Annotated in this window: 19 protein-coding genes; 6 read left to right on the top strand and 13 right to left on the bottom strand. The window is 68.7% G+C overall.

The annotated features are described in order from the left end of the window. The first annotated feature begins 529 nt into the window (after positions 1-529). Together NBY65_RS24615 and NBY65_RS24620 are read left to right on the top strand one after the other, a co-directional pair. Positions 530-730, top strand: a complete 201-nt coding sequence (locus NBY65_RS24615) for a heavy-metal-associated domain-containing protein (RefSeq protein WP_150040879.1) — start codon at positions 530-532, stop codon at positions 728-730. Positions 731-800: 70 nt separating this feature from the next. Further along, complete coding sequence (locus NBY65_RS24620) at positions 801-1,676, top strand: undecaprenyl-diphosphate phosphatase (protein ID WP_150040878.1); 876 nt, start codon at positions 801-803, stop codon at positions 1,674-1,676. A 2-nt stretch (positions 1,677-1,678) separates the two neighbouring features. On the opposite strand, the gene msrB is transcribed toward NBY65_RS24620, so the two are convergent. Beyond that, positions 1,679-2,095 (bottom strand): peptide-methionine (R)-S-oxide reductase MsrB, encoded by a 417-nt coding sequence (msrB, locus tag NBY65_RS24625; protein ID WP_150040877.1) that lies wholly within the window; start codon positions 2,093-2,095, stop codon positions 1,679-1,681. Between the two features lie 214 nt (positions 2,096-2,309). On the opposite strand from msrB, the gene NBY65_RS24630 reads away from it, so the two are divergent. From NBY65_RS24630 to NBY65_RS24640, 3 genes are all read left to right on the top strand, one after another. Next, a complete protein-coding gene (locus NBY65_RS24630) occupies positions 2,310-3,635 on the top strand; it encodes an anaerobic C4-dicarboxylate transporter (RefSeq protein WP_150040876.1) in 1,326 nt (441 codons plus the stop codon). A gap of 69 nt (positions 3,636-3,704) precedes the next feature. After that, complete coding sequence (locus NBY65_RS24635) at positions 3,705-5,486, top strand: monovalent cation:proton antiporter-2 (CPA2) family protein (RefSeq protein ID WP_150040875.1); 1,782 nt, start codon at positions 3,705-3,707, stop codon at positions 5,484-5,486. 121 nt (positions 5,487-5,607) lie between these two features. Continuing rightward, positions 5,608-6,984, top strand: a complete 1,377-nt coding sequence (locus NBY65_RS24640) for an FAD-containing oxidoreductase (protein ID WP_150040874.1) — start codon at positions 5,608-5,610, stop codon at positions 6,982-6,984. A gap of 141 nt (positions 6,985-7,125) precedes the next feature. On the opposite strand, the gene mobA is transcribed toward NBY65_RS24640, so the two are convergent. The 6 genes from mobA to NBY65_RS24670 all read right to left on the bottom strand — a co-directional run bounded on the left by mobA (position 7,126) and on the right by NBY65_RS24670 (position 12,329). Next, positions 7,126-7,740 (bottom strand): molybdenum cofactor guanylyltransferase MobA, encoded by a 615-nt coding sequence (mobA, locus tag NBY65_RS24645; protein ID WP_150040873.1) that lies wholly within the window; start codon positions 7,738-7,740, stop codon positions 7,126-7,128. A 109-nt stretch (positions 7,741-7,849) separates the two neighbouring features. Then, positions 7,850-8,314, bottom strand: coding sequence for a nuclear transport factor 2 family protein (locus tag NBY65_RS24650; protein ID WP_150040872.1), 465 nt, complete (start codon positions 8,312-8,314; stop codon positions 7,850-7,852). Between the two features lie 85 nt (positions 8,315-8,399). After that, a complete protein-coding gene (gene kduD / locus NBY65_RS24655; RefSeq protein WP_150040871.1) occupies positions 8,400-9,146 on the bottom strand; it encodes a 2-dehydro-3-deoxy-D-gluconate 5-dehydrogenase KduD in 747 nt (248 codons plus the stop codon). 11 nt (positions 9,147-9,157) lie between these two features. Beyond that, positions 9,158-10,054: a 5-dehydro-4-deoxy-D-glucuronate isomerase gene (kduI, locus tag NBY65_RS24660; RefSeq protein ID WP_203330482.1), complete on the bottom strand. Its 897-nt coding sequence runs from the start codon at positions 10,052-10,054 to the stop codon at positions 9,158-9,160. 82 nt (positions 10,055-10,136) lie between these two features. Continuing rightward, positions 10,137-11,144, bottom strand: a complete 1,008-nt coding sequence (locus NBY65_RS24665) for a 2-keto-3-deoxygluconate permease (RefSeq protein ID WP_150040870.1) — start codon at positions 11,142-11,144, stop codon at positions 10,137-10,139. A 201-nt stretch (positions 11,145-11,345) separates the two neighbouring features. Then, entirely contained in the window at positions 11,346-12,329 is a 984-nt protein-coding gene (locus NBY65_RS24670) for a sugar kinase (RefSeq protein ID WP_150040869.1), read from the bottom strand. A 127-nt stretch (positions 12,330-12,456) separates the two neighbouring features. On the opposite strand from NBY65_RS24670, the gene NBY65_RS24675 reads away from it, so the two are divergent. Further along, positions 12,457-13,134, top strand: coding sequence for a GntR family transcriptional regulator (locus tag NBY65_RS24675; RefSeq protein WP_150040868.1), 678 nt, complete (start codon positions 12,457-12,459; stop codon positions 13,132-13,134). A gap of 17 nt (positions 13,135-13,151) precedes the next feature. On the opposite strand, the gene NBY65_RS24680 is transcribed toward NBY65_RS24675, so the two are convergent. The 6 genes from NBY65_RS24680 to NBY65_RS24705 form a co-directional block, all read right to left on the bottom strand. Next, the gene (locus tag NBY65_RS24680; RefSeq protein WP_150040867.1) at positions 13,152-15,218 is read right to left on the bottom strand and encodes a catalase; all 2,067 of its coding nucleotides are present in this window, start codon (positions 15,216-15,218) and stop codon (positions 13,152-13,154) included. Between the two features lie 103 nt (positions 15,219-15,321). Continuing rightward, a complete protein-coding gene (locus NBY65_RS24685) occupies positions 15,322-16,281 on the bottom strand; it encodes an ABC transporter substrate-binding protein (RefSeq protein WP_150040866.1) in 960 nt (319 codons plus the stop codon). Continuing rightward, positions 16,278-17,087: an ABC transporter ATP-binding protein gene (locus tag NBY65_RS24690; protein ID WP_162530546.1), complete on the bottom strand. Its 810-nt coding sequence runs from the start codon at positions 17,085-17,087 to the stop codon at positions 16,278-16,280. Before NBY65_RS24690 ends, NBY65_RS24685 begins: the two co-directional genes overlap by 4 nt. Continuing rightward, a complete protein-coding gene (locus NBY65_RS24695; RefSeq protein ID WP_150040864.1) occupies positions 17,074-17,850 on the bottom strand; it encodes an ABC transporter permease in 777 nt (258 codons plus the stop codon). Before NBY65_RS24695 ends, NBY65_RS24690 begins: the two co-directional genes overlap by 14 nt. A gap of 14 nt (positions 17,851-17,864) precedes the next feature. Further along, positions 17,865-18,905 carry a [FeFe] hydrogenase H-cluster radical SAM maturase HydE gene (gene hydE / locus NBY65_RS24700; protein WP_162530545.1) on the bottom strand — a complete coding sequence of 347 codons (1,041 nt, stop codon included), beginning with the start codon at positions 18,903-18,905 and terminating at the stop codon, positions 17,865-17,867. Positions 18,906-19,130: 225 nt separating this feature from the next. Then, positions 19,131-22,586 (bottom strand): FAD-dependent oxidoreductase, encoded by a 3,456-nt coding sequence (locus NBY65_RS24705; protein ID WP_150040862.1) that lies wholly within the window; start codon positions 22,584-22,586, stop codon positions 19,131-19,133. Positions 22,587-22,775 lie beyond the last annotated feature (189 nt).

Consider the following 22,775-nt stretch of genomic DNA (forward strand, 5'->3'; position numbering starts at 1 on the left):
GGACCGCCTGGCCCGTGAATGGTCATCAGGAATATTACGTATTCATAATTTCAGTCGTCAACTACGTGTATCGAACAATGCCCACAATGGACATCGATTCTGCGTGATCGAAGCGGATTTGCACCGATTAAATTTATTCCTGCCGCATATCGTTACAGAATTACTATTGTAATATATTAACAATAAAAGAACTCATGACGGGGCGGGGCGCTCTGGGGAGAAAATTTCTTGTTCATTGCAAGGATGGGTCATGCCAACAGCAGGCATGCGGAAATATGCATGGATCGCAGGTGGAAAGACTGCAGCGCGATGATGCGCACAAGACCGGACAGCCTCGGTCGGTAGTGGGGGTGTTCAACGGATTGCAGTGCGCGTGAACTTTCAAACCAGGAACGATGGACCGGGCAGGATTCCGAGCACGATCGCATGCGGTTGCCCGGGGGCGGCGCCGCGACGCGGGCGGGCCTTCGGCCATGGTCAGGTTCCGCCGGGCTGCGCTACGATCCCCCGACGCTTGAAGGAGACTGCCATGCCCCGCTTTTCCGTCCCCGACATGAGTTGCAATGGCTGCGTGCGCAGCATCACCGGCGCCGTGCAGGGTGTCGATCCGGCGGCACGGGTGGAAGCCGACCTGGACACGCACCTGGTGACGATCGACTCGCAGGCGGCCCCCGCGGCGCTGCAGGCGGCGATCACCGAGGCCGGCTTCACGGTGACCCCCGCCGCCTGACGTCGCGGTTGCATCCGGCAGGCAGTTCCGCCATTCCCGCCGTCGCCATGACGCAGGAGCGGGACTCCGCATGAATACCATCCAGGCCATCGCTGTCGCCGTGCTGCAAGGCGCCACCGAGTTGTTCCCCGTCAGCAGCCTGGGTCATGCGGTGGTCCTGCCGGCCCTGCTCGGCTGGGACCTCGACCAGCGCGCGCCCGCCTTCCTGCCCTTCCTGGTGATGCTGCATGCCGGCACCGCGACGGCGCTGCTGCTGTATTTCTGGCGCGACTGGTGGGGCATCCTGCGCGGGCTGTTCGGCTTCGGCCGGAATCAGGAAGTCAATGATTCCCGCCTGTTGTTCGTGCTGATCGTCATCGCCACCATTCCCGCCGTGATCGTCGGCTTCGCGCTGGAAAAATACGTCCGCGGCCTGTTCGCAAGTCCCCTGGTCGCCGCGTCCTTCCTGGCGGTGAACGGGCTGGTCCTGCTGCTCGCCGAGCGGCTGCGCCGCAACGGGCACCGTCCCCTGGCGCAACTGACGGCGCGCGACGCCCTGCTGATCGGCCTGTGCCAGTGCACGGCCCTGATCCCCGGCATCTCGCGCTCCGGTGCCACCATCGTCGGCGGGCTGCTGCGCGGCATCGACCATGAAGGCGCGGCCCGGTTCTCCTTCCTGATCGCCACCCCCATCATCATCGGCGCTACCGTGCTGGAGGTGCCGAAGCTGCTGCGGGCCGATGTCGACCCGGCGATCTTCCAGATGTCGGCAGTGGCCGCGGTGGTCGCCGGCGTGACCGCCTGGCTCTCCACCTGGTTCCTGATGCGCTACTTCCGCGGCCACGACAACTGGGCGCTCAATCCCTTCGGCTATTACTGCATGCTGCTGGGGCTGGGCTCGCTGGGCTGGCTGCTGTGGGGGGACGCCCTCCTTCCTTTCCTGCCCAGCCTCCCCAGCCTCGGCTGAGCTCAGGACGTGCCGGGGGCCTCGCCGGCCGGCTCGAAGACCATCGCCACGCCGTTCATGCAGTAGCGCTGCCCGGTCGGTGCCGGGCCATCCGGGAAGACATGACCGAGATGGCCCTTGCAGCGGCTGCAATGCACTTCGGTGCGGACCATGAACAGGGACCGGTCCTGGCTGGTTTCGACGGCCCCTTCCAGTGGGGCCCAGAAGCTCGGCCAGCCGCTGCCGCTTTCGTATTTGGTATCACTGGCAAAGAGTTTCTGGCCGCAGCCGGCACAGACAAAGGTGCCGGTCCGCTTCTCGTAATTCAGCGGGCTGGTGCCGGCATGTTCGGTGCCGTGCCGGCGCAGGACACGATACTGCTCGGGGGTGAGGGTGTTCTGCCACTCGGCATCGCTGCGGGCGGTCGCGTTGCTGTCCATGGGGCTCCTCCGTTGCCGCGCTGATGTGGCGCGGCGGCGGCAAGGATCAACCGCCCCCCGGAAACATGGCCCCGCGCCTGTCACGCAGCACCAGCCCCGGCGTGATGATGCAATTGCACCCAGTGCGCGAATTTCTCCGGCCAATTGATCCATCTCATACAGACAAGAGGACATGGCAGCCTAGCGTGGGCGAAAGACCTGAATGGGGGTCGTCATGCTCAGCTTCTTCTTGCAGTTCGCGCTGGTTCTCGGCGCCATCCTCATTGGCATTCGACGAGGCGGGGTGGCTCTGGGCATGCTGGGCGGGCTCGGTGTCACCGTCCTGACCTTCGGCTTCGGCAATCCGCCATCGGAACCGCCGGTCACGGTGATGCTGATCATCCTCGCCGTGGTGACCGCCTCGGCCACGCTTCAGGTGGCCGGCGGGCTCGACTGGCTGGTGCAGCGCACCGAGCGCCTGCTGCGCGCGCATCCGCAACGGGTGACCATCCTGGCCCCGCTCTGCACCTTCTTCCTGACCGTCTGCGTCGGCACCGGCCATGCCGTCTATTCGCTGCTGCCGGTGATCGCCGACGTGGCGCTGAAGACCAAAATCCGCCCGGAACGGCCGATGGCGATCTCCTCGGTGGCATCCCAGATGGGCATCACCGCGAGCCCGGTGGCCGCGGCGGTCACCACCTTCCTGGCGATGGCGGCGAAGACGTCACAGCCGGTGGGGCTGCTCGACATCATCAAGGTGACCCTGCCCGCGGGCGTGATCGGCGTGCTGGCCGCGGCGCTTTGGAGCATGCGCCGCGGCCTCGATCTCGATCGTGACCCGGAGTTCCAGGCACGGCTGAAGGATCCCGCCTTCCGCGCGGTCCTGGAACAGGACGTCACCACCCTCGGCAAGCAACTGCCGAAGACCGCCGCCCTGTCGGTGGCCCTGTTCTTCAGCGGCATCCTGCTCGTGGTGCTGCTGGCGCTGTTCCCGCAATTCCTGCCGCATTACGGCACCGCCACCCTGCCGATGACCACCGTCGTGCAGATCGTCATGCTCTCCTTCGGCGCCTTCATCATGTTCGCCGGCAACATCAAGGCCGCCGACATCGCGCGCTCGAGCGTGTTCACCGCGGGCATGATCGCGGTGGTGTCGATCTTCGGCATCGCCTGGATGAGCGACTGCTTCGTCAACGGCAACAAGACCTTCCTGATCGCGCAGATCAAGGCGATGGTCGAGTACGCGCCCTGGACCTTCGCGCTGGCGATGTTCGCGGTCTCCGCCTTCGTCAAGAGCCAGGCGGCGACGCTGACCATCATGATCCCCTTCGGCATCGCGCTCGGCCTGCCGACGCATCTGCTGCTCGGGGTGATGGCGTCGAGCTACGCCTATTTCTTCTTCGCCTTCTATCCGAGCGATCTCGCCGCCATCAACATGGACCGCTCCGGCACCACCCATATCGGCAAATACCTGCTGAACCACAGCTTCATGGTCCCGGGCCTGATCGGCGTCGGCGTGTCCACCACCGTCGGCTACTTCCTCTCGCTCGCTTATTTCTGACCGCTCCGGCGTCGGTCGAAACGCAGCCGCCGGGGGTATCCCCCGGCGGTTTCGCACTACTTATGGGACATGCTGGAAACCCTCGCTGCCCTGCTGGCCGCCGCCGCCCTCGCCGTTCCCCTCTCGCGCCGCGCCGGCTTCGGCAGCGTGCTCGGCTACCTGCTCGCCGGCATCGCCATCGGCCCGTCCGGGCTGCGGCTGGTGACCGATGTCGAGCAGATTGCCCACGTCGCCGAGCTTGGCGTGGTGATGCTGCTGTTCCTGATCGGCCTCGAAGTGCGGCCGCAGCGCCTGTGGGTGATGCGGCGCTCGGTGTTCGGTCTGGGAACGGCGCAGCTTGTCCTGACCGGCCTGGCCATCGCGGTGCTGGCGCACCTGGCCGGCTTCGGCTGGGCGGGGGCGAGCGTGCTCGGGGCGGGACTGGCGCTGTCCTCCACCGCCATCGTGCTGCCGATGCTCGCCGAGCGCGAGCTGCTGGGCTCGCCGGCCGGCCGATACGGCTTCGCCGTGCTGCTGTTCCAGGACCTGGCATTCATTCCGCTGGTCGCGCTGGTGCCGCTGCTCGGGGGCGGGACGGCGGTGCCGGACGGCGTGCCCTGGTTCGAGGTCGCCCGCGGCGTCGCAGCCATTCTCGTCATCCTGGCCGCGGGGCGCTTCCTGATGCGCCCGGCCTTCCGCGCGATCGGCGGTGCCCGCACGCCCGAGTTGTTCACCACCCTGGCTCTGCTGACCGTGGTAGGCGCCGCGACGATCGCCAGTGCCGCCGGGTTGTCGATGTCGCTCGGGGCCTTCCTGGCCGGCGTGCTGCTCTCCGAGAGCGAATACCGCCACGAGTTGCAGGCCGATATCGAACCCTTCGAAGGGCTGTTGCTCGGCTTCTTCTTCATCTCGGTCGGCATGGGCACCAATCTCGGCCTGGTGGCGCAGGCGCCGCTGGTCTTCGCCGGCGCGGTGGCCGGACTGCTCGTGGTCAAGACGGCGGTGATGTTCGTGCTCGGACGGCTGGCGCGGCTGGATGGCAGCAACGCGCTGCGCTTCGCCCTGGCGCTGCCGCAGGGCAGTGAGTTCTCCTTCGTGCTGTTCACCGCCGCGGTGGGCGTGGGCGCGCTCGCCCGCGACGTGGCGGAAGCGGCGACGCTGGTGGTGGCGCTGTCGATGGTGGCGACCCCGCTGCTGTTCGCGGCCAGCGAGGCAGTGCTGATCCCCCGCCTGAGCCGCGCGCAGGAGCCACGCTATGATGCGATCGACGATGGCTCGGCGCCGGTGATCGTGGCCGGGTTCGGCCGGGTCGGGCAGATCGTCGGCCGCGTGCTGCGCATGCAGGGGATCCGCTTCACCGCGCTGGAACGCGACCCGGGGCAGGTGGAGGTGGTGCGGCGCTTCGGGATGAAGGTGTATTTCGGCGATCCGTCCCGCCCCGATTTGCTGCGCGCCGCCGGCGCCGAGACCGCGCGCGTGCTGGTGGTGGCGCTGGATGACATGGAGGAAGCGCTGCGGGTGGTGGAAATGGCCCGGCGCACCTTTCCGAAGCTGACCATCCTGTCGCGCGCGCGCAACCGGCGGCATGTGCATCTGCTGATGGATCGCGGCATCGACGGCATCGTGCGCGACACCTTCCATTCCAGCCTGCATCTTTCCGAACTGGTGCTGCGGGCGATGGACGTGCCGGCGACACGGGCATCGCGGGCGGTGAAGCTGTTCCGCGCCCATGACGAGCGCCTGCTGCTGCAGACCCATGCGATCTATCGCGACGAGAAGGCGCTGATCCAGAGCACGCAGCAGGCCGCCCAGGAACTGCTCGACCTGTTCGAGGCCGACCGGCCGGAACGGCAGGAGCAGGAGGGGGATTGACGCCGCGCAGGTCGCGTCCCGCGCGACCACCGGAAGTTGGCTTCGGGGGATCGGGCGGGCGATCCTAGACTGCCTGGTTGCAACACCCGGCGACCTCGTCGCGCAACCCAGGGGGACTGCCATGCCCTCGTATGACGCCATCGTCATCGGCACCGGCCAGGCCGGACCTTCGCTCGCCCTGCGACTGGCGGCCACCGGCATGAAGGTGGCCGTGGTGGAACGCGGCCGCATCGGCGGCACCTGCGTCAACACCGGCTGCACGCCGACCAAGGCCATGGTTGCCTCTGCCCGCACCGCCCATCTCGCGCGCCGGGCCGCCGATTTCGGCGTGACCGTGGCGGGCCCGGTTGGCGTGGACATGGCGCGGGTGATCGCGCGCAAGGACGACATCGTCGCGCAGTCGCGCGAGGGCCTGCGGGCGAGCCTGCTGGGAAGCGAGAACATCACGCTGATCGAAGGCCAGGCGCGGTTCCGCTCGGGCCACGAGCTGGCCGTGGGCCCGCAACTCCTGACCGCGCCGCGCATCTTCATCAATGTCGGCGGGCGGGCGGCGATTCCCGCTCTGCCCGGCCTCGGGGACGTGCCGTACCTGACGAATTCCTCGCTGCTGGCGCTCGCCACCCTGCCGCGGCATCTGATCGTGATCGGCGGCAGCTATGTGGGCCTGGAATTCGCGCAGATGTTCCGCCGCTTCGACAGCGCCGTCACCATCGTGGAAATGGGGCCGCGCCTGATCGGGCGTGAGGACGAGGACGTGTCGGCGGCGGTGCAGGCGATCCTGGAGGGCGAAGGCGTGGCCATCCGCACCGGCGCGCACTGCATCGGCGTGCGACGCGACGGCGAGGACATCGCGGTGCGTCTGGACTGCGCCGAAGGTGCGCCGGACCTCGCCGGTTCGCATCTGCTGGTCGCGACCGGGCGGCGGCCCAACACCGACGATCTCGGCCTGGCCGAGGCCGGCATCCACATCGACGAGCGCGGCCATATCGTGGTGGACGACCAGTTGCGCACCAGCGTGCCGGGCGTCTGGGCCCTGGGAGACTGCAACGGCCACGGCGCCTTCACCCACACCGCCTACAACGATTACGAGATCGTGGCCGCGACCCTGCTGGACGGCGAGCCGCGCCGGATCAGCGAGCGGATTCCCGCCTATGCGCTGTACGTCGACCCGCCGCTCGGACGCGTCGGCCTGACGACGGCGCAGGCCCGCCTGACCGGACGCAGCGTGCTGGTGGGGCACCGCCCGATGACACGGGTGGCGCGGGCCATCGAGAAGGGCGAAACCGCCGGCTTCATGCGGGTGCTGGTCGATGCGGACACGCAGGAGATCCTCGGCGCGACGGTGCTGGGTCCCGGCGGGGACGAGGTGGTGCATGCCGTGCTGGACCTGATGTACGCGCGCGCGCCCTATACGGTGATGCAGCGCGCGGTGCATATCCATCCGACGGTCGCGGAATTGCTGCCGACGGTGCTGGGCGAGCTGCAGACGCTGGAATGATTTCGTGGGAAGTGGGACTGCAAGCGTAGGGCGGATAAGCGCAGCGCAATCCGCCATCGCAAGCTTCCACAGACTGGCCGGCTTGCGTGGGCGGATTGCGCTGCGCTTATCCGCCCTACATCAAAAAGCTGATCCGGATGCCTACGGCCCGGCTGCAAGCACCGCGTCGGCGCGGGCAAGGTCCTCGGGGCTGTTGACGTTGAAGAACGGGTCCGTCGTGTAATCGTCGAAATCCACCACGGCCACGCCCTGTTCGGCGGTCCAGCGGTCGATCTTGCGCATGCCGGCGCGCAGGGCGGCCTCCAGCGCGTCAGCCAGGACGACCGGCCAGAGCGCGATCACCGGGTGGGTGCGCCCGCCGGTGGCGGCGCAGGCGATCGGCACGTCGACGGCACAGCGCGCGGCAATAAGGCGCTGCACCAGATCGGGCGGCAGGAACGGGGTATCGGTGGGCACCGAGAGCACATCGGCGGCGCCCTGCGATTCTGCCCAGCGCATGCCTGCCAGCACGCCTACCAATGGTCCTGGATTGTCCGGCAACGGGTCGGCAATGACCGGCAGGCCCCATGCGGCAAAGCGCGCCGGATCGCCATTGGCGTTCAGCGCCACCGCGCTCACCTGCGGGCGAATGGCGTCCAGCACATGGTCAAGCAGGGCGCGGCCGGCCAGAAGGCGCAACGGCTTGTCGCCGCCGCCCATCCGGCGGCCGAGCCCCCCGGCCAGCAACACCGCCGCGGGGCCTGTGTGAGAGTGCATGCCTTCATCCCCTCTGGTGGACTGTCAGGGTGCGGCATTTCCGCCATGGCGGATAGCCCGGTGAAACCGTGGCCCACCGGCCTGACGCACAGGCCGGTGGGATCCGGCATCAGACCGGGGGCAGCGGGCCGGACTGGCGGGCCAGCAGCTTCCAGTTGGCGCCGTACTTCTTCCAGACCTGCAGCACCGTGATATGCGCGGTGGAGGTCTTGCCGCCGGGCAGGTTGTTGACGGCATCGAAGACGTGGCGCACCACGGCGACGTCGCCGTCGACGAACACGGTCTGCTTCGAGAGATCGATCGACTTGAAGGCGTTGGTGCCGTCAAGCTCCTTCAGGAAATCCGCCTTGTCCTGCAGCCGTCCGTTGGAATGGCCATAGGTCAGGTCATCGGCCACCAGCGCCGCCAGGGCGGGGCCATTGCCGCTGACCATGGCGCTGCGCAGCGCCTCGACCGCGGCGGCCACGGTGTCGGATTCGGCGGCGCGGGCCGGGGTGGCGATGGCGGCAACCGCCAGGGCCGCAGCACCGATGGCGCCAAGCGCGACGCGACGGCCGGACTCGAATGAAGACATCCTGTCGTTCCTTTTCGGAAGTGTTTTTCAGGTAAAATGCGGCAGATCCGGCCGGGGACCATCCGGCCCCGGCCGGAGCCGCGCGTCAGCGGGCCAGCCAGCCGCCGTCGACGGCGAGGGTATGGCCGGTGACGTAGGCCGAGGCTTCGGAGGCCAGGAACACCACCGGCCCGGCCAGATCCGCCGGCAGGCCCCAGCGCGCGGCCGGGATGCGGTCGAGGATTTCCTTGCTGCGCACAGGATCGGCGCGCAGCGGCGCGGTGTTGTTGGTGGCCATGTAGCCGGGCGCGATCGCGTTCACGGTGACGCCGTGCTGCGACCATTCGTTCGCCATCAGCTTGGTCAGCCCCATCACGCCGCTTTTCGAGGCGGTGTAGGACGGCACGCGGATGCCGCCCTGGAAGGACAGCATCGAGGCGATGTTGACGATGCGCCCGCCCTGGCCCTGCTTGACGAACTGCCGCGCCACCGCCTGCGACATGAAGAACACCGCCTTCAGGTTCAGGTCGACGACGTCGTCCCAGTCCTTCTCGCTGAACTCGATGGCGTCGGCGCGACGGATGATGCCGGCGTTGTTGACCAGGATGTCGACGCGGCCGTACTCGGCCACCACCTGTGCCACCAGCGCGACCGGATCGGCCCCGCGCAGATCGGCCTCGATGTTGAAGAAGCGCCGGCCGGTCCCGGCGATCAACTGCGCCGTCTCGGTGGGGGCCACCACGTTGATGCCGGCGATGTCGCAGCCCGCCTGCGCCAGGGCGAGCGCCATGCCCTGGCCGAGGCCGGTGTCGCAGCCGGTGACGATGGCAACCTTGCCTGTCAGATCGAACATCGGACCGTCCTTCAACGCATGTCCGCCACGGCGACATGGTCCATGTCGTCGAAGGTCTGGTTCTCGCCCACCATGCCCCAGATGAAGGTGTAGTTGGTGGTGCCGACGCCGGAATGGATCGACCAGCTCGGCGAGATCACCGCCTGCTCGTTGTGCACGACGATGTGCCGGGTCTCCTGCGGCTGGCCCATCAGGTGGAACACCGCCGCGTCCGAGGCCAGGTTGAAATACAGATAGACCTCCATGCGCCGCTCATGCGTGTGGCAGGGCATGGTGTTCCACAGGCTGCCCTCGGCGAGCTTGGTCATGCCCATGCTGAGCTGGCAGGTGGGCAGCACGTCGGGGACGAAGAACTTGTGGATGGTGCGGCGGTTGGCGGTGCGGGCATCGCCGAGCGTCACCGAAGCGGCTTCCGCGAGCGTCACGCGACGGGTGGGGAACTGCCGGTGCGCCGGGGCCGAGTTGTAATAGAACTTCGCCGGCCGGGCAGGGTCGTCGCTGCCGAAACGCACCTCGCGCGCGCCGAGGCCGATATACAACGCCTCTTCGGAACCGATTTCATAGCGCGCGCCGTCCAGCTCCGCCCAGCCGGGACCGCCGATATTGATCAGCCCCATCTCGCGCCGTTCCAGGAAATAGGCGACGCCGTAGGACTTGCCGAGCGAGGCGGGCAGCTCCACCGGGGCAGTGACGGGCATGATGCCGCCGACGACGATGCGGTCGATATGGCTGTAGGTCATCGTCAGCGCGTCGGGGCGGAAGACTTCCTCGACGAGGAACTCGCGCCGCAGCCCGGCGGTGTCCAGCGTGCGGGCATGGTCGCTGTGGATGGCCTGGCGGGTGTCGATCACCGTCGCCGCCGGCGAGCCGGCCAGGGCGGCGGCATGGATGTCCTGACGTGTGTCCATGATTGTTTCCTCTCGGCAAGCAAAGGGGGAAATGCGGCTGGCGTACCGGCCGGTTGATGACCGGGCGCCAGCCGCGAGGCGATCAGTCCGCGTGCGCCATCTGCGGCACCGGGTCATCCGCCCGTGCCTGCTCGGCCATGCCCTTGCCGAACGCCTTGTACCAGATGCCGGTGAGGATCGGCACCACGATGGAGGTGACGATGATGCAAATGGCAACCAGCACCGTGGCGCTCTGCGCCGTGGGCACGAACTGCGGCGCCACCGCGGCGATCGCCAGCGGGTTGGCCGCCGCCGCGCCGGCGGTGGAGGAGGCGGCGAGGCCGGCCGTGCCGGTGCCGCGGCCGATGAACTTGTCGGCCAGGATCAGCGGGATGCCGGTCAGCACGATCACCGACAGCGCCAGCACCACGCCCAGGCCGGCCAGCGGCGAGAGCAGCGTGCTGAGGTCGATCGTGTTGCCCAGGGCGAAGGCGAAGAACGGGATCATCAGGATGCCGCCCGGCGTGAAGAAGGCGCGCAGCTTCGGATCGAGGTTGCCCAGCGCGAAGCCGGCCAGGAACGGCAGCACGGCGCCGATGAAGATCTGCGGCTCGAAATGCGCGACCCCCGAGGCGCCGAGGATGACCATGCTCATCAGCGGACCGGACTCGATGGAGGTCAGCACGAAGGCGCCGGCTTCCTCCTTGGTGCCGTAGGTCTGCATCAGCGAGGCGTAGAGGCCGCCATTGGTCATGTCCATCGCGCAGACGATGGCCAGGATCGACAGCCCGGCGAAGAAGCCGGTCTGGATGCCCTCGGCGGGGATGAACAGCGAGGTCACCATGACGATGGCCCAGGCCGCGAGCAGCTTGGTCAGCACGATGGTGCCCGACTTGCGCAGCACGGTGCCGGTGGCGCTGAGTTTGATCGAGGCGCCCATGCAGAAGAACCAGACCGCCAGGATCGGAATGACCCCGGTCATGATTCCCATGGTGAAGCCTTTGAAGTAGGCGGGTGCGCCCGGCACGAAGGTCTTGCACAGCGCGCCGAGCAGCAGCGGCATCAGCATCAGGCCGCCAGGGATCCTGTCGACGAAATCCTTGATTCTCATTGCAACGGGCCTCTTCCGGTGACGTTTTTTGCAGTTGAAGCTTCGGCGCGGCACGCCCCGTGCGGGGGAAGGCAGCGCAGACTCGGCGGCGGCGTGCGGCCAGCGAGTGGGGGAGCTCCGATCCCGCCGGCGCAAGATAGCTGGCGGTTTTTCGGTGCGAATTCAAAATGAATTTGGCAAGGCACGTCCAGGCTTCCCTCTCTAGTCGGTGGCAGACCCGGACGGTTGCAGACAAAGCCTCGGCATGGCCTCGCGCGGAATTACCGCGCCGCGATGGCGGATGACGGTGCCGGCCAGGGCATGGCCGACGCGCGAGGCGGCGATGGGATCGGCCCCGGCCAGGCGGGCGGCGACATAGGCGGCGGAGAAACTGTCACCGGCCGCGGTGGTGTCCACCACCTCCGCCACCGGCTCGGCGGCGATCACCGCGTCCACTCCTTCGGCCTGAACATGGCAGGCCGGCTCGGCAAGTTTGGCGACCCGCTCGGCAACGCCTGCTTCCCGCAGCCGCGCCAACAGGCCTTCCGGCGTCGGATCCTCGTACAGCAGGGCATGGTCCTCGGTGCTGGCCAGCACGATGTCTGCGCGCGCGAACATCGCGGCGTAGACCCGGCGCGCCCGCGCCCGGTCGGGCCAGCCGCGCGGGCGGAAATTGGTGTCGAACACCACCCGGCCACCATGCGCGCGCAGGCGGTCCAGCGTGTCGAACAACCGGGCCTGCCCGGCATCGTCGAACAACGACAGAGTGATGCCGGAAAGATAGAGCAGGTCGTAGCCGACCAGTGCCGCCTCGGTCGCCGCCGTGTCGGGCAGATTGAACAACTGGCGCACCGGGGCGCTGTCACGCCAATAGGAAAAGCGGCGCTCACCGCGTGCATCGGTCTGGATCAGATACAGCCCGGGTACCTTTCCGGGCACCCTGGCCACTGCCCCGGTGCCGATCCCCTCGGCCTGCCAGGCTGCCAGCATCTCGGCACTGAACGGATCGTCGCTCAAGGCAGTCACGTAATCGGTTTCAACGCCAAGCCGTGCCAGATACACGGCGGTATTGAGCGTGTCTCCGCCGAAGCCGCGCGTCAATGTCCGATCGGGGCGTTCCACCAGTTCGATCATGCATTCGCCGAGGCTGGCGACACGGACCTTACCCGAAACAGGTTGGCCCGGATTGGTCTGGCCGACACTCATGGCCGTCTCTTTCATCTTGAGGCCGGTAGCGTGCCGAGGCTGCGACAGGCCACCACCTCCCCTTTGTCTTCCAGTGTATGGTAGTGTATATGGGTTGCGCCCAGCAAGTCTTTTTGAGGGAGGCCGCATGGGAACGACCATCGCACCGACTGCGGAATCCGCGGCACGCAAGCTGGAACGGGAATTGCGGCGCGCCATCATCGATCTCGAAATCGTTCCGGGCGCGCGGCTCTCGGAACAGGAGATCGCCGAGCGCTACGGCGTCTCCCGCCAGCCGGTGCGCGAGGCCCTGATCGGGCTCGGCCGCACCGGTCTGGTCTCGGCGCTGCCGCAGCGCGGCACGGTGGTGGTGAAGATCTCCACCCAGACGATGCTGCAGGCCCGGTTCGTGCGGGAATCGATCGAATCGGCGGTGGCGCGGCAGGCGGCGCTGAACTTCGATCCCTACAACCGCGCCCGCCTGGCCACGCTGCTGGCGCGCCAGGGCGAGGCGGCGCAGCGTGGCGACTCCGATGCGTTCCGGCGCGACGACGAGCTGTTCCATGCCGCTATCGCCGACGGCGCCGGCTGCCCGTTGGCCTGGAGGACCGTCAGCGACCTCAAGGCGCATCTCGACCGCGCCTGCCGGCTCAGCCTCGCGGGGCCGAAGCCGCTGCAGGCACTGGTGGACCAGCACGCCGCCATTGTCGCTGCCATCGACGCGCGCGATCCGGACGCGGCCGAGAGGGCGATGCGCCAGCACCTCACCGAACTCCTGCACGCCCTGCCCGAGATGGAAGAGCGTTACCCGGAGATGTTCGAATAAGGCACCGGCGGCGCGGGTCAGGCAGGCACCGCCGCGGTGAGACGGCCATGGTGGCGGTGCTGCTTCATCGCCAGCACGAGTTCATGCATCACCTTGTCCACATCGGTGCCGGTCACCACGCCATCGCCCGGGGCAAGGCTCATTTTCTTCAGGATCTCCGCGCCCTCGCCAAGCGCGGCGACCGGCTTGCCATGGGCGAAGCTCTCCAGCACGAAATGCAGTGCCTGCCCCATGCCGGCGAGCGCCGTGGCCGCCGCGCCACCAGGAATCACCACGGCGTCGTACAGCACCGAGGGCGCGTTGGGGGCCGGCCGGTCCACCGGCAAAGCGCTGCCATCCGCTGCCTTCACGCTGCCGGCAACGGCCGCGATCACCTCGGTCTTCGCCCCTTCCTGGTGCAGCCGCGTCTGTACCGCGCCTAGCTGGGTGGCATCGACGCCCTCGGCCGCCAGGATCGCGACCTTGCGTCCCCGGATGCTGTCGGCAGGCCGGTCCATGCTGAGCGCGGGCGAGGCCTGTTGATGCGGTTGGCTGCGGCGCGTGCTCTGGATGGTCAGGCCTGTCTTCTCCGCCACCCTGGCAGCGAGATCATCGGCGACATTCACCAGCAATTCGTCAAGCACACGCTGCTTGACCGCGACGGTGCCGACCATGTTCAGCTCGAAGCTGAAGGCATCGACGATATGGTCCTTCTCCCAGGGCGACATGCTGTTCCAGAACAGGGTCGCCTGGCTGAAATGATCGGCGAAACTCTCACTGCGCACCCGTAGTTTCTGGCCCGAGACCGGCTGGGCATAGGTCCGGAACGCCGCCATGGCATCGGGGGAATGCGCGGGACAGCCGCCGGCAAGAGAGTTCGGAAAATAGGAGACGCGGCCACGGTCGATACGATGTCGCAGCTTGCCGTCACGCTGGTTGTTGCTCATGGCCGACACCGGCCGGTTGATCGGCAGCTCGGCGAAGTTCACGCCGAGCCGGCTGATCTGGGTGTCGAGATAGGAGAACAGCCGCCCCTGCAGCAGCGGATCGTCGGAGAAGTCGATGCCGGGCACGACATGCGCCGGGCAGAACGCCACTTGCTCGGTTTCGGCGAAGAAATTGTCAGGGTTGCGGTCCAGCACCAGCCGCCCGACGCGCCGCACCGGCACATCTTCTTCCGGAATGATCTTGGTCGGATCGAGCAGGTCGAAGGGGAATTTGCCGGCATCCGCCTCCGCCACCACCTGCAGGCCGAGTTCCCATTCCGGGAAGTCGCCGTCCTCGATCGCTTCCCAGAGGTCGCGGCGATTGAAGTCGGGATCCTTGCCGGCGATCTTCTGCGCCTCGTCCCACAACAGGGAATGCACGCCCTTGCGCGGCTTCCAGTGGAACTTGACGAAATGCGCCTGGCCCTGGGCGTTGACCAGGCGGAAGCTGTGGATGCCGAAGCCTTCCATCATGGCGAAGCTGCGCGGCAGCGCCCGGTCGGACATCACCCACATCAGCATGTGCGTGCTCTCCGGCGTGAGCGAGACGAAATCCCAGAACGTGTCATGCGCGGAGGCCGCCTGCGGGATCTCGTTGTGCGGCTCCGGCTTCACCGCGTGGATGACGTCGGGGAACTTGATGGCATCCTGGATGAAGAAAACGGGAATGTTGTTGCCGACCAGATCCCAGACGCCTTCGTCGGTGTAGAACTTCACCGCGAAGCCGCGCACATCGCGCGGCGTGTCGGCCGATCCGCGCGATCCCGCCACCGTCGAGAAGCGCACGAAGACCGGCGTACGCTTCGCCGGGTCGCGGAACAGCGAAGCCATGGTCAGGTCGGAAAGATCCTCGGTGACCTGGAAATAGCCATGGGCGGCGGCACCGCGGGCATGCACGACGCGCTCGGGGATGCGCTCGTGGTCGAAATGCGTGATCTTCTCACGGAAGTGGAAATCCTCGAGCAGGCTCGGCCCGCGTGCGCCGGCACGCAGCGTGTTCTGGTCGTCGGCGAGCCGCAGTCCCTGGTTGGTCGTCAGGTGGGGGCCGGGATCCTGCGTCGCGCGCGCAAGATCCTGATCCTTGGCGGCCGGTGCGGCCGTCTGCCGGGCCTCGTCCATGTGCTCCCCCCTTCGCCTTGCCCCGATGCTGCAGGCGGGGGAACGGTGAATGAACGGGGATGGTTCCGGCTTATCCGCCCCCCGGCGCGCAGACCCGCGGCGGTCAGGTGGCCTCGAACAGCGCCGCCCGCAGGTCAACCGGACGCGGGCACATCCGGTTTTCGATCAGGAAGGCCATGTCACGTTCCAGCGATTCCAGGTCGGCCGGCGTCAGCCTCGTGTGGAACTCCGCCCAGGAATAGAGCGTGCGCCCATCCTCCAGGCTGAAGCCATTGGCCTTGCAGGCGATGCGGATGGCGGCATCGGGATCGGCGGCGACGAAGGCGACCGCCTCGGCCTGGGCCTGCTGGTAGAGCCGCACCAGATCCGGCCGCTGTGCCACCAGATCGGCCCGTGCGCAGGTGATCGTCACCGGCTGCAGCAATCCCGGCCGCGTTGGCACTTCCCGCGCGCCCTGCCGCTGCGCCGCCAGGATCAGGTCCGCGGCCAGCACCGCCGCGTCCACCTGGCCCGATTGCAGCGCCGCGAGCGAGACCGGCAACTGCATGTCGAGGAAGGCGACGTCGCCGATGGAGAGCCCCGCGTCCTGCAACGCCGCGATCAGGTACTGGTGCAGCGCGGTGCCCTTGACCCCGGCGACGGTCCGGCCCTTGAGGTCGGCCACCCGGGTGATCCGCGGATCGCGCGTCAGGATGGCGGCAAGCTTGCGGTTGCGCGCGACGGCGCCGGTGATGCGCAGCGGATTGCCGTTGGCCAGCGCCATGATCACCGAGGCCGGGTTCATCACCGCGCCGATGTCGAGCGATCCCGCCGCCAGGGCCTGCGCCTGCAGCACGCCCGAGGTGATGTCGTGCCAGACCACCTCGAAGCCGAGCGGTCGCAGCCGCTGCTCCAGCAACTGGCGCTCGCGCATGACGATCTGCGGCACGTTGAAGGGCTGGCGCACATAGGAGACGTTGAACGCCTGGGCCGCCCGCCCCGGACGGCGCAGGCCGGACAGGCTGGCCACGCCGAGTCCGACCATCAGGCCACGACGCGACAGGACGTGCGGGAAAGCGTTCATCTTTCGGGTTCTCCGATCTGTTCGGACAGCGTTCGGGCCGGTGGCGGCGCGGCGCCGCGGGTCGCCCGGGCCAGGCTCTCCAGCACCAGCGCCTCGATCCGGCCGGCGACGTCCGGACCGAGCGGCGGACCGCCCGGCGGCGAGCGCACCAGGACACTGGCGGCGATGCGGCCACCGGCGAGCACCGACACCCGGTCGGCGAGCCGCACCGCCTCGGCGAAGTCGTGCGTCACCAGCACCGTGGTCGGCGCGACCCGGCCGCGCAGCCGGGCGATCTCGTCCTGCATCTGCCGCCGCGTCAGCGCATCCAGCGCCCCGAGCGGCTCGTCCATCAGCAGCAGCTCGGGTTCGCGCATCAGCGCCCGCGCCAGCGCCACGCGCTGCGCCATGCCGCCCGAAAGCTGCCCCGGCCGCAGCCTCGCGCAATCGTCGAGCCCCACCAGGGCCAGCACCGCCGCGATGCGCCGGTCTTCCTCCGGACGCGACAGGCGGAAGCGCCGCAGCGCCAGGCGCAGATTTTCGGCGACGCTCGCCCAGGGCAGCAGCAGGTGCTCCTGGAACACCATCCCGAGGCGGGGCCATGCGCCGCCGGGCGGGGCCGGCCGGAAGGTCACGCGCCCGCCATCCGGCCGGTCCAGCCCGGCGATCAGCCGCAGCAGCGTGGTCTTGCCGCAGCCGCTGTAGCCGAGGATGGCGTGGAACTCGCCGGGGGCAATGACCAGATCCAACCCGTCCAGCACCTGCACGGGCGCCCCATCCGGCCGGACGAAGCCGCGGCGCAGGCCCGACAGCTCAACTTCCAGCAAGGCCGGGTCCGTTCGCATTGCCGACCGTTATACGTGCCAGCAAAACGAACAGCCAGTCGGCCAGGAAGCCGAGCGTGCCGATCACCAGGATCGCCGCATAGACGATGTCGCTGCGGGCCAGCGTCTGCGCGTCCATCACCAGATAGCCGAGCCCGACCGAGGTCGCGATCAGCTCAGCCCCGACCAGCGCCCGCCAGCAATTGCTGAAGGCAAGCCGCAGCCCGGCGAGGAAGGTTGGCAGCGCCGCCGGCAGGATGATGAAGCGCACCCGCTCCGCGCCGGTGAGCTGCAGCGTGCGCGCCATTTCCAGCAGTTGCGGCCGCACCGAATCGAGCCCCGCCATGGTGTTGAGCAGGATCGGGAAGAAGCTCGCCAGCACGATGACGGTCCACTTCACCGCTTCCCCCAGCCCGAACCACAGCACCAGCAGCGGCACCAGCGCCAGCGGCGGGGTGGCACGCAGGAAATCGAGGGGAAAGCGCAGGCAGCGCGCCAGCAGCGCCGAGCGGCGCAACGCCACCGCCAGCGGCACCGCCAGCGCCACCGCCAGCACGAAGCCGACCGCGACACGCTGCGCGCTTGCCAGCACGTGCCGCCCAAGCTCACCCGAGCCCGCCAGCTCGATCCCGGCGGCGAGCACAGCGGAGGGCGCGGGCAGCAGGAAGGCGTTCACGGCCCCCAGCCGCGCGGCGATTTCCCAGGCGGCCAGCAGGCCCAGCGGCAGCGCGGCCCCGGCCAGCAGGTGCCCCGATGCCCGGCGCATGGGGCTCCCGCGCCTCACCCGGCGAGCGCCTCCACCGGGCGCTTGCGCGAATGGCCCGGCCCGTCATCGACGCTGCGTCCGAGCATCTCCAGCCGCCCGACGATGCACAGGGCGCATTGCCCGCCGGTCTCGTCCACGCAGGGCTTGTCGGGATAGAGCATGTAGTCGCGGCGGTATTTGCCGGGCGTGCTGTTCGGCATGAACACGTTGGCCCCGCGCTGCAGCGCGAGGTCGCGGCCGGGCGGGTTGGTGAACACCGCATCGAAGGCCGTGGTCGCCGGGATATGCGCGTCCGGATTGGCGAGGCGCAGCGCCGCCAGGGCGACGAAATGCATGTCGGGATCGTCGGCATAGGCGTTGGACGCCCCGCCAAGCGGGGTTTCCGGGTGCGGGATGAACGGGCCGATGCCGATCATGTCCAGATCGAGCTCGCGGCACAGCAGGATGTTGCGCGCCAGCACCTCGGGCGTCTCGCCGGGCACACCGATCATGAAGCCGCTGCCGACCTGCACCCCGAGCGCACGCAGCGCGTGCAGGCAGTCCAGCCGCTCGGCCAGCGAGCAATCGGGGTGGATGCGCGCGAACAGCGCCGGATCGCTGGTCTCGAAACGCAGCAGGTAGCGGTCCATGCCGCATTCCCGCCAGTACGCATAGACCTCGTGCGGCCGGTTGCCGACCGACAGCGTCACCGCAAGCGAGGTCTCGGCCTTGATGCGCCGGACCAGCTCGCCCAATCGCCGGTCGCCCGCGGGCGATGATGCCTCGCCCGACTGCAGGACGATGGTGCCCTGGCGCCAGCCTTCCATCCGGCGGGCGACCTCCATCACCTCGTCCGCCTCCATGCGGTAGCGGTTGATGGCGCGGTTGGAGACGCGGATACCGCAATAGAGGCAGTCATTGGCGCAGATATTGGAGAACTCGACGATGCCGCGCAGGTGCACCGCCTCGCCCATGCGCTCGCGCCGCAGCGCGTCGGCGCGGGCGAACAGCGCGGCGCGCTCCGGACCACGGGCCCGCAGCGCCGTCAGGACCTCGTCCACTGCCTGCAGTTCCATGCCGTCTCCTTGCCTGGCCACCGGCCGCAGGATAACGGGGCGGCAGGGGGCAGGCCAGCAGGGCGAGGTAGCGGGGCGTTGCCCCGCGCCCCACCAGGAGGCTTTGCCTCCTGGACCTCCACCAAGGGCCATAGGCCCTTGGATCCCATTTTTGCCGCGCAGCGCGATTGGGGTGCAGGGGCCTTGTGGCCCCTGCCGGGTCAAGGGCAGAGCCCTGGCCTTTCTTTACTCCGCCGCCAGTGCCGGCCGGGCGTTCAGCTTGCGCAGGGCGCGGTCGATCCACAGCTTGGTCAGCTTCTCCGGCAGGCTGTTCTGCCGCAGTCGCTCGTTCAGGGCCGGGAAGTCCACCCGGTCGAGCGGCTGGTCCTGGTTGAAGCAGGAGAAGATGACGGTCCGCTCCCCGGTCTCGGGGTCGATCTGCGGCTGCAGGCACTGCGCGCAGACTTCCTTCATCATGCACTGCATCGGCGAGTTGATGCTGCCGATCGCGGTGTGGCCCGGCTTCAGGTAGGGTTGCAGCACGCCTTTCCGGGCGACGCCGACCGCCTGCATCATCCGGTCGGAGCCGATGACGATCAGGTGCTCGGCCTCGTTCAGCGGCACCGCCTGTTCGCCCAGCCGCCCGGCGCCATAGGCCGCCATCGCCTGCACGATGTTGCCAACGAAGCTGCGGTCCTGCGGGCGGGCCGGGGTGAAGCCGGGGGCCTCGTCGCAGCACCAGACGATCACGTCGGCGGCGCGCTCGATTTCCTCGATCTTGTAGCGGTCGCGCATCGCCTTGTAGCCGGCGAAGTAGATCACCCGGCTGCCGGCGGCGCGCAGCGCGGCGCCGATCGAGAACAGCACGGCGTTGCCCAGGCCGCCGCCGACCAGGGCGACGGTGCTGTTGGCGTGGATCTCGGTCGGCGTGCCGGTCGGGCCCATCAGCACCACGTTCTGGCCGGGCTGCAGCGTGGCGCAGAGATCGGAGCTGCCGCCCATCTCCAGCGCGATCACCGAGATCAGGCCGCGGTCCTTGTCGGTCCAGGCCCCGGTCATGGCCAGGCCTTCCATGGTCAGCAGGGTCGGCGGCAGGCCCGGCTCCTCCAGGCGCTGCGAGGCCATCTCGTAGTTCTGCAGCCGGTAGAACTGGCCGGGGCGGAAGGAGCGGGAGGCGGCGGGTGCGCGCAGCACCACTTCCACGATGTTCGGGGTCAGCCGGTTCACCGCGTGCACGCTGGCCTGCAGCGTGTCGCGGCACTGCGCGATCAGCTCGGCGCCGGAGAGGGAGGAGGCGGGATCGCGCCCGGCCAGCACCTGGCTGACCAGCGGATAGCCGCGCTTGGCGCTGCCCATGGCCTTGACCACGTTGCCGAAGAAGCTCGGGTGCAGGTCGCCGAAGAAGCTGATGAAGCGGCCTTCCTCGGTGCGGTGCATCAGGATGTGGTTGTCGTCGGGCTTGGCCAGCGAGCGCACCGGCGTCACCGGGTTGCCGGCCTCGTCCACCGCCTGGAAATACTTGCCGTCCAGCCGGATCCGCCCGTCCTCGCGCGCGAGCACGGTGTTGGGCTGGGTGCCGGCGGCGACCAGCACGGCGCGGGCGGGCAGCACCACCTCGGTGCCGTCGGCCCTGGTGCAGCGCAGTGCCGCGGCGTGGCCGAAGCGGTCGACCTCGACGGCGAGCGGGGCAAGCCCGGCGGCGAAGTGCACGCCCTCGGCCAGGGCGTGCGCCACTTCTTCATGGTTGAGCGTGTAGGACGGGCTGTCGGTCAGCTTGCGGCGATAGGCGACGGTGGCGCCACCCCAGGAATCCAGCAGCGGCGCGAAGCGCGGCGCGCGGCCTTCGGCGGCGGCGGCCTCGCGCTCGGCGCGGAGTGCCGCGGCGTGGGCCAGGAATTCCTCGGCGACCCCGGTTTCTTCCTCGGTCCAGGCGGCGCGCACCGCCTGCTCGCCGCGCTCGGCGACCAGCACGCCGTAGCGGGTGGCGAATTTCTCCACCTGCCGCACGTAGTAGGCCAGGCTCTCGGTGGCGGTGTCGACCGCGGTCAGGCCGCCGCCGATCACCACCACCGGCATGCGGATCTGCAGGTTGGCGATCGACGACATCTTGGCCGCCCCGGTGAGCTGCAGGCCCATCAGGAAGTCGCTGGCCTGGCGCACGCCGCGGGCGAGGCCGTTGGGCATGTCGATCACGGTCGGCCGGCCGGCGCCCATGCACAGCGCGACGTGGTCGAAACCCATCGTCCAGGCGTCGTCGATCGACAGCGTGGCGCCGCCGCCGAAGCGCACGCCGCCGAAGGCGGCGAACTGGGCGCGGCGCTCCAGCAGGATGCGGATCAGCTTGAGGTAGTTCTTGTTCCAGCGGACGGTGATGCCGTACTCGGCGACGCCGCCGAAGCCGGCCATCACGCGGTCATCGAGGTTCTCGAACAGCGTGGCGGCGTCGCGCACCGGGGCGTTCGGGTCGATCCCCAGCGGCTCCAGCTTCAGCCCGTCGATGGCGACCACGGTATGGCCGTCGTTCATCAGGTGGTGCGCCAGGGTGAACCCGGCCGGGCCGAGCCCGACCACCAGCACCTTGCGCCCCGAATCCGGCAGCGGCAGCGGCCGGCGGATGTCCAGCGGGTTCCAGCGCGTCAGCAGCGCGTAGATCTCGAAGCCCCAGGGCAGCGACAGCACGTCCTTGAGGATGGAGGTCTCGGCCTGCGGGATGTCGACCGCGTCCTGCTTCTGGTAGATGCAGGCCTTCATGCAGTCGTTGCAGATGCGGTGGCCGGTGGCCGCCATCATCGGGTTGTCGACGGCGATGGTGGCGAAGGCGCCGAGCACCGAGCCCTGCGCGCGCAGGGTGTGCATCTCGCTGATCTTCTCTTCCAGCGGGCAGCCGGCGAGGGTCACCCCGAACACCGACTTCTGGAAGGCGCCGGTCTTGCGGTCCTTCAGGCCCTTGCTGCAGGAATCCTTGCCCTGGGTGTGGCACCAGATGCAGTAGTTCATCTGGTCCAGCGCCTGCGTGCCGGTCATGCCGTGGTCGGTCAGCGCGAAGCCGTCGCGGGCGCGCCATTCCTGCTGCGGCAGGCAGTGCATGGTGACACCGTGGCGCTCCACGGTCTTCAGTGGTACCAGGTTCTGCGGATCGACCTTGTGCGGCACGCCGAACAGGGTGCCGCCGGCATGGAAGGCGCGGCCTTCCGACGTCAGCGTCGCCCAGGCGGCGTAGCGCAGGGCGGTGTCGAGCCATTCGGTGCGCTGGTTGCGCTCCCAGGCCTCGACATGGGTGGCGAAGGCGATCTCGGTCAGCGCCTCGCCCATCATCTGCTCGAGCTCGGCGCGCAGGGCGGCGCCGTCGAAGCCGGCGGGATCGGCGTATTTCTTGACCGCCTGGCGCTGTACGAAAAGCCGCTTGCAGGCATGCACCGGATCGAGCCGCTTCGTGCGCGCCACCACCGCGTCGAGCGCGTCCTCGATGCCGAACAACTCGGCGACGAATCCGTCCAGGATCGGCCCGAGGCTGGTGATCAGGTGGCTCTCAGCGAGGCGGTCGAGCGCGTCGGGGGCGGCGCGGGCGGTCAGCAGGCGCTCATGCAGGGCAGGGTCCTGCGCCGCGACCTCCTGCAGGAAGCGCTTGTCGAGCGCGATCAGGCCATCGCGCGTGGCGAGCGAGGCGAAGGTCGCGCCGAAGCCCAGGGTTGAAGCGTCCATGTATCGATCCTCGGTATTCGGGCCCGGCGGTCAGGCCAGCCGGCGCGGAAGGGAGAGGAGGGCGCCACGTCCGGTGGCGTCCAGGCGGGCGGCGGGCGCCGGGCTGGCAGGGGCATCGGGACAGGGCGGCGATGGCACATGCCGACAGAGGGGGCGAGGCGCGGTGCCGCCCCCACGGGTCTGTGCTGC

Source organism: Rhodovastum atsumiense, from assembly GCF_937425535.1.
GTDB classification, from domain to species: domain Bacteria; phylum Pseudomonadota; class Alphaproteobacteria; order Acetobacterales; family Acetobacteraceae; genus Rhodovastum; species Rhodovastum atsumiense.

What these genes read in the sequence shown, in the direction of transcription:
- mobA (WP_150040873.1), bottom strand. Translation starts at nt 7,740, where the DNA reads ATGCACTCTCACACAGGCCCCGCGGCGGTGTTGCTGGCCGGGGGGCTC.
- msrB (WP_150040877.1), bottom strand. Translation starts at nt 2,095, where the DNA reads ATGGACAGCAACGCGACCGCCCGCAGCGATGCCGAGTGGCAGAACACC.
- NBY65_RS24685 (WP_150040866.1), bottom strand. Translation starts at nt 16,281, where the DNA reads ATGAACGCTTTCCCGCACGTCCTGTCGCGTCGTGGCCTGATGGTCGGA.
- NBY65_RS24635 (WP_150040875.1), top strand. Translation starts at nt 3,705, where the DNA reads ATGCTGGAAACCCTCGCTGCCCTGCTGGCCGCCGCCGCCCTCGCCGTT.
- NBY65_RS24615 (WP_150040879.1), top strand. Translation starts at nt 530, where the DNA reads ATGCCCCGCTTTTCCGTCCCCGACATGAGTTGCAATGGCTGCGTGCGC.
- NBY65_RS24705 (WP_150040862.1), bottom strand. Translation starts at nt 22,586, where the DNA reads ATGGACGCTTCAACCCTGGGCTTCGGCGCGACCTTCGCCTCGCTCGCC.
- NBY65_RS24665 (WP_150040870.1), bottom strand. Translation starts at nt 11,144, where the DNA reads ATGAGAATCAAGGATTTCGTCGACAGGATCCCTGGCGGCCTGATGCTG.
- NBY65_RS24640 (WP_150040874.1), top strand. Translation starts at nt 5,608, where the DNA reads ATGCCCTCGTATGACGCCATCGTCATCGGCACCGGCCAGGCCGGACCT.
- NBY65_RS24670 (WP_150040869.1), bottom strand. Translation starts at nt 12,329, where the DNA reads ATGAGTGTCGGCCAGACCAATCCGGGCCAACCTGTTTCGGGTAAGGTC.
- NBY65_RS24630 (WP_150040876.1), top strand. Translation starts at nt 2,310, where the DNA reads ATGCTCAGCTTCTTCTTGCAGTTCGCGCTGGTTCTCGGCGCCATCCTC.
- NBY65_RS24650 (WP_150040872.1), bottom strand. Translation starts at nt 8,314, where the DNA reads ATGTCTTCATTCGAGTCCGGCCGTCGCGTCGCGCTTGGCGCCATCGGT.
- hydE (WP_162530545.1), bottom strand. Translation starts at nt 18,905, where the DNA reads ATGGAACTGCAGGCAGTGGACGAGGTCCTGACGGCGCTGCGGGCCCGT.
- NBY65_RS24675 (WP_150040868.1), top strand. Translation starts at nt 12,457, where the DNA reads ATGGGAACGACCATCGCACCGACTGCGGAATCCGCGGCACGCAAGCTG.
- kduD (WP_150040871.1), bottom strand. Translation starts at nt 9,146, where the DNA reads ATGTTCGATCTGACAGGCAAGGTTGCCATCGTCACCGGCTGCGACACC.
- NBY65_RS24695 (WP_150040864.1), bottom strand. Translation starts at nt 17,850, where the DNA reads ATGCGCCGGGCATCGGGGCACCTGCTGGCCGGGGCCGCGCTGCCGCTG.
- NBY65_RS24620 (WP_150040878.1), top strand. Translation starts at nt 801, where the DNA reads ATGAATACCATCCAGGCCATCGCTGTCGCCGTGCTGCAAGGCGCCACC.
- NBY65_RS24680 (WP_150040867.1), bottom strand. Translation starts at nt 15,218, where the DNA reads ATGGACGAGGCCCGGCAGACGGCCGCACCGGCCGCCAAGGATCAGGAT.
- kduI (WP_203330482.1), bottom strand. Translation starts at nt 10,054, where the DNA reads ATGGACACACGTCAGGACATCCATGCCGCCGCCCTGGCCGGCTCGCCG.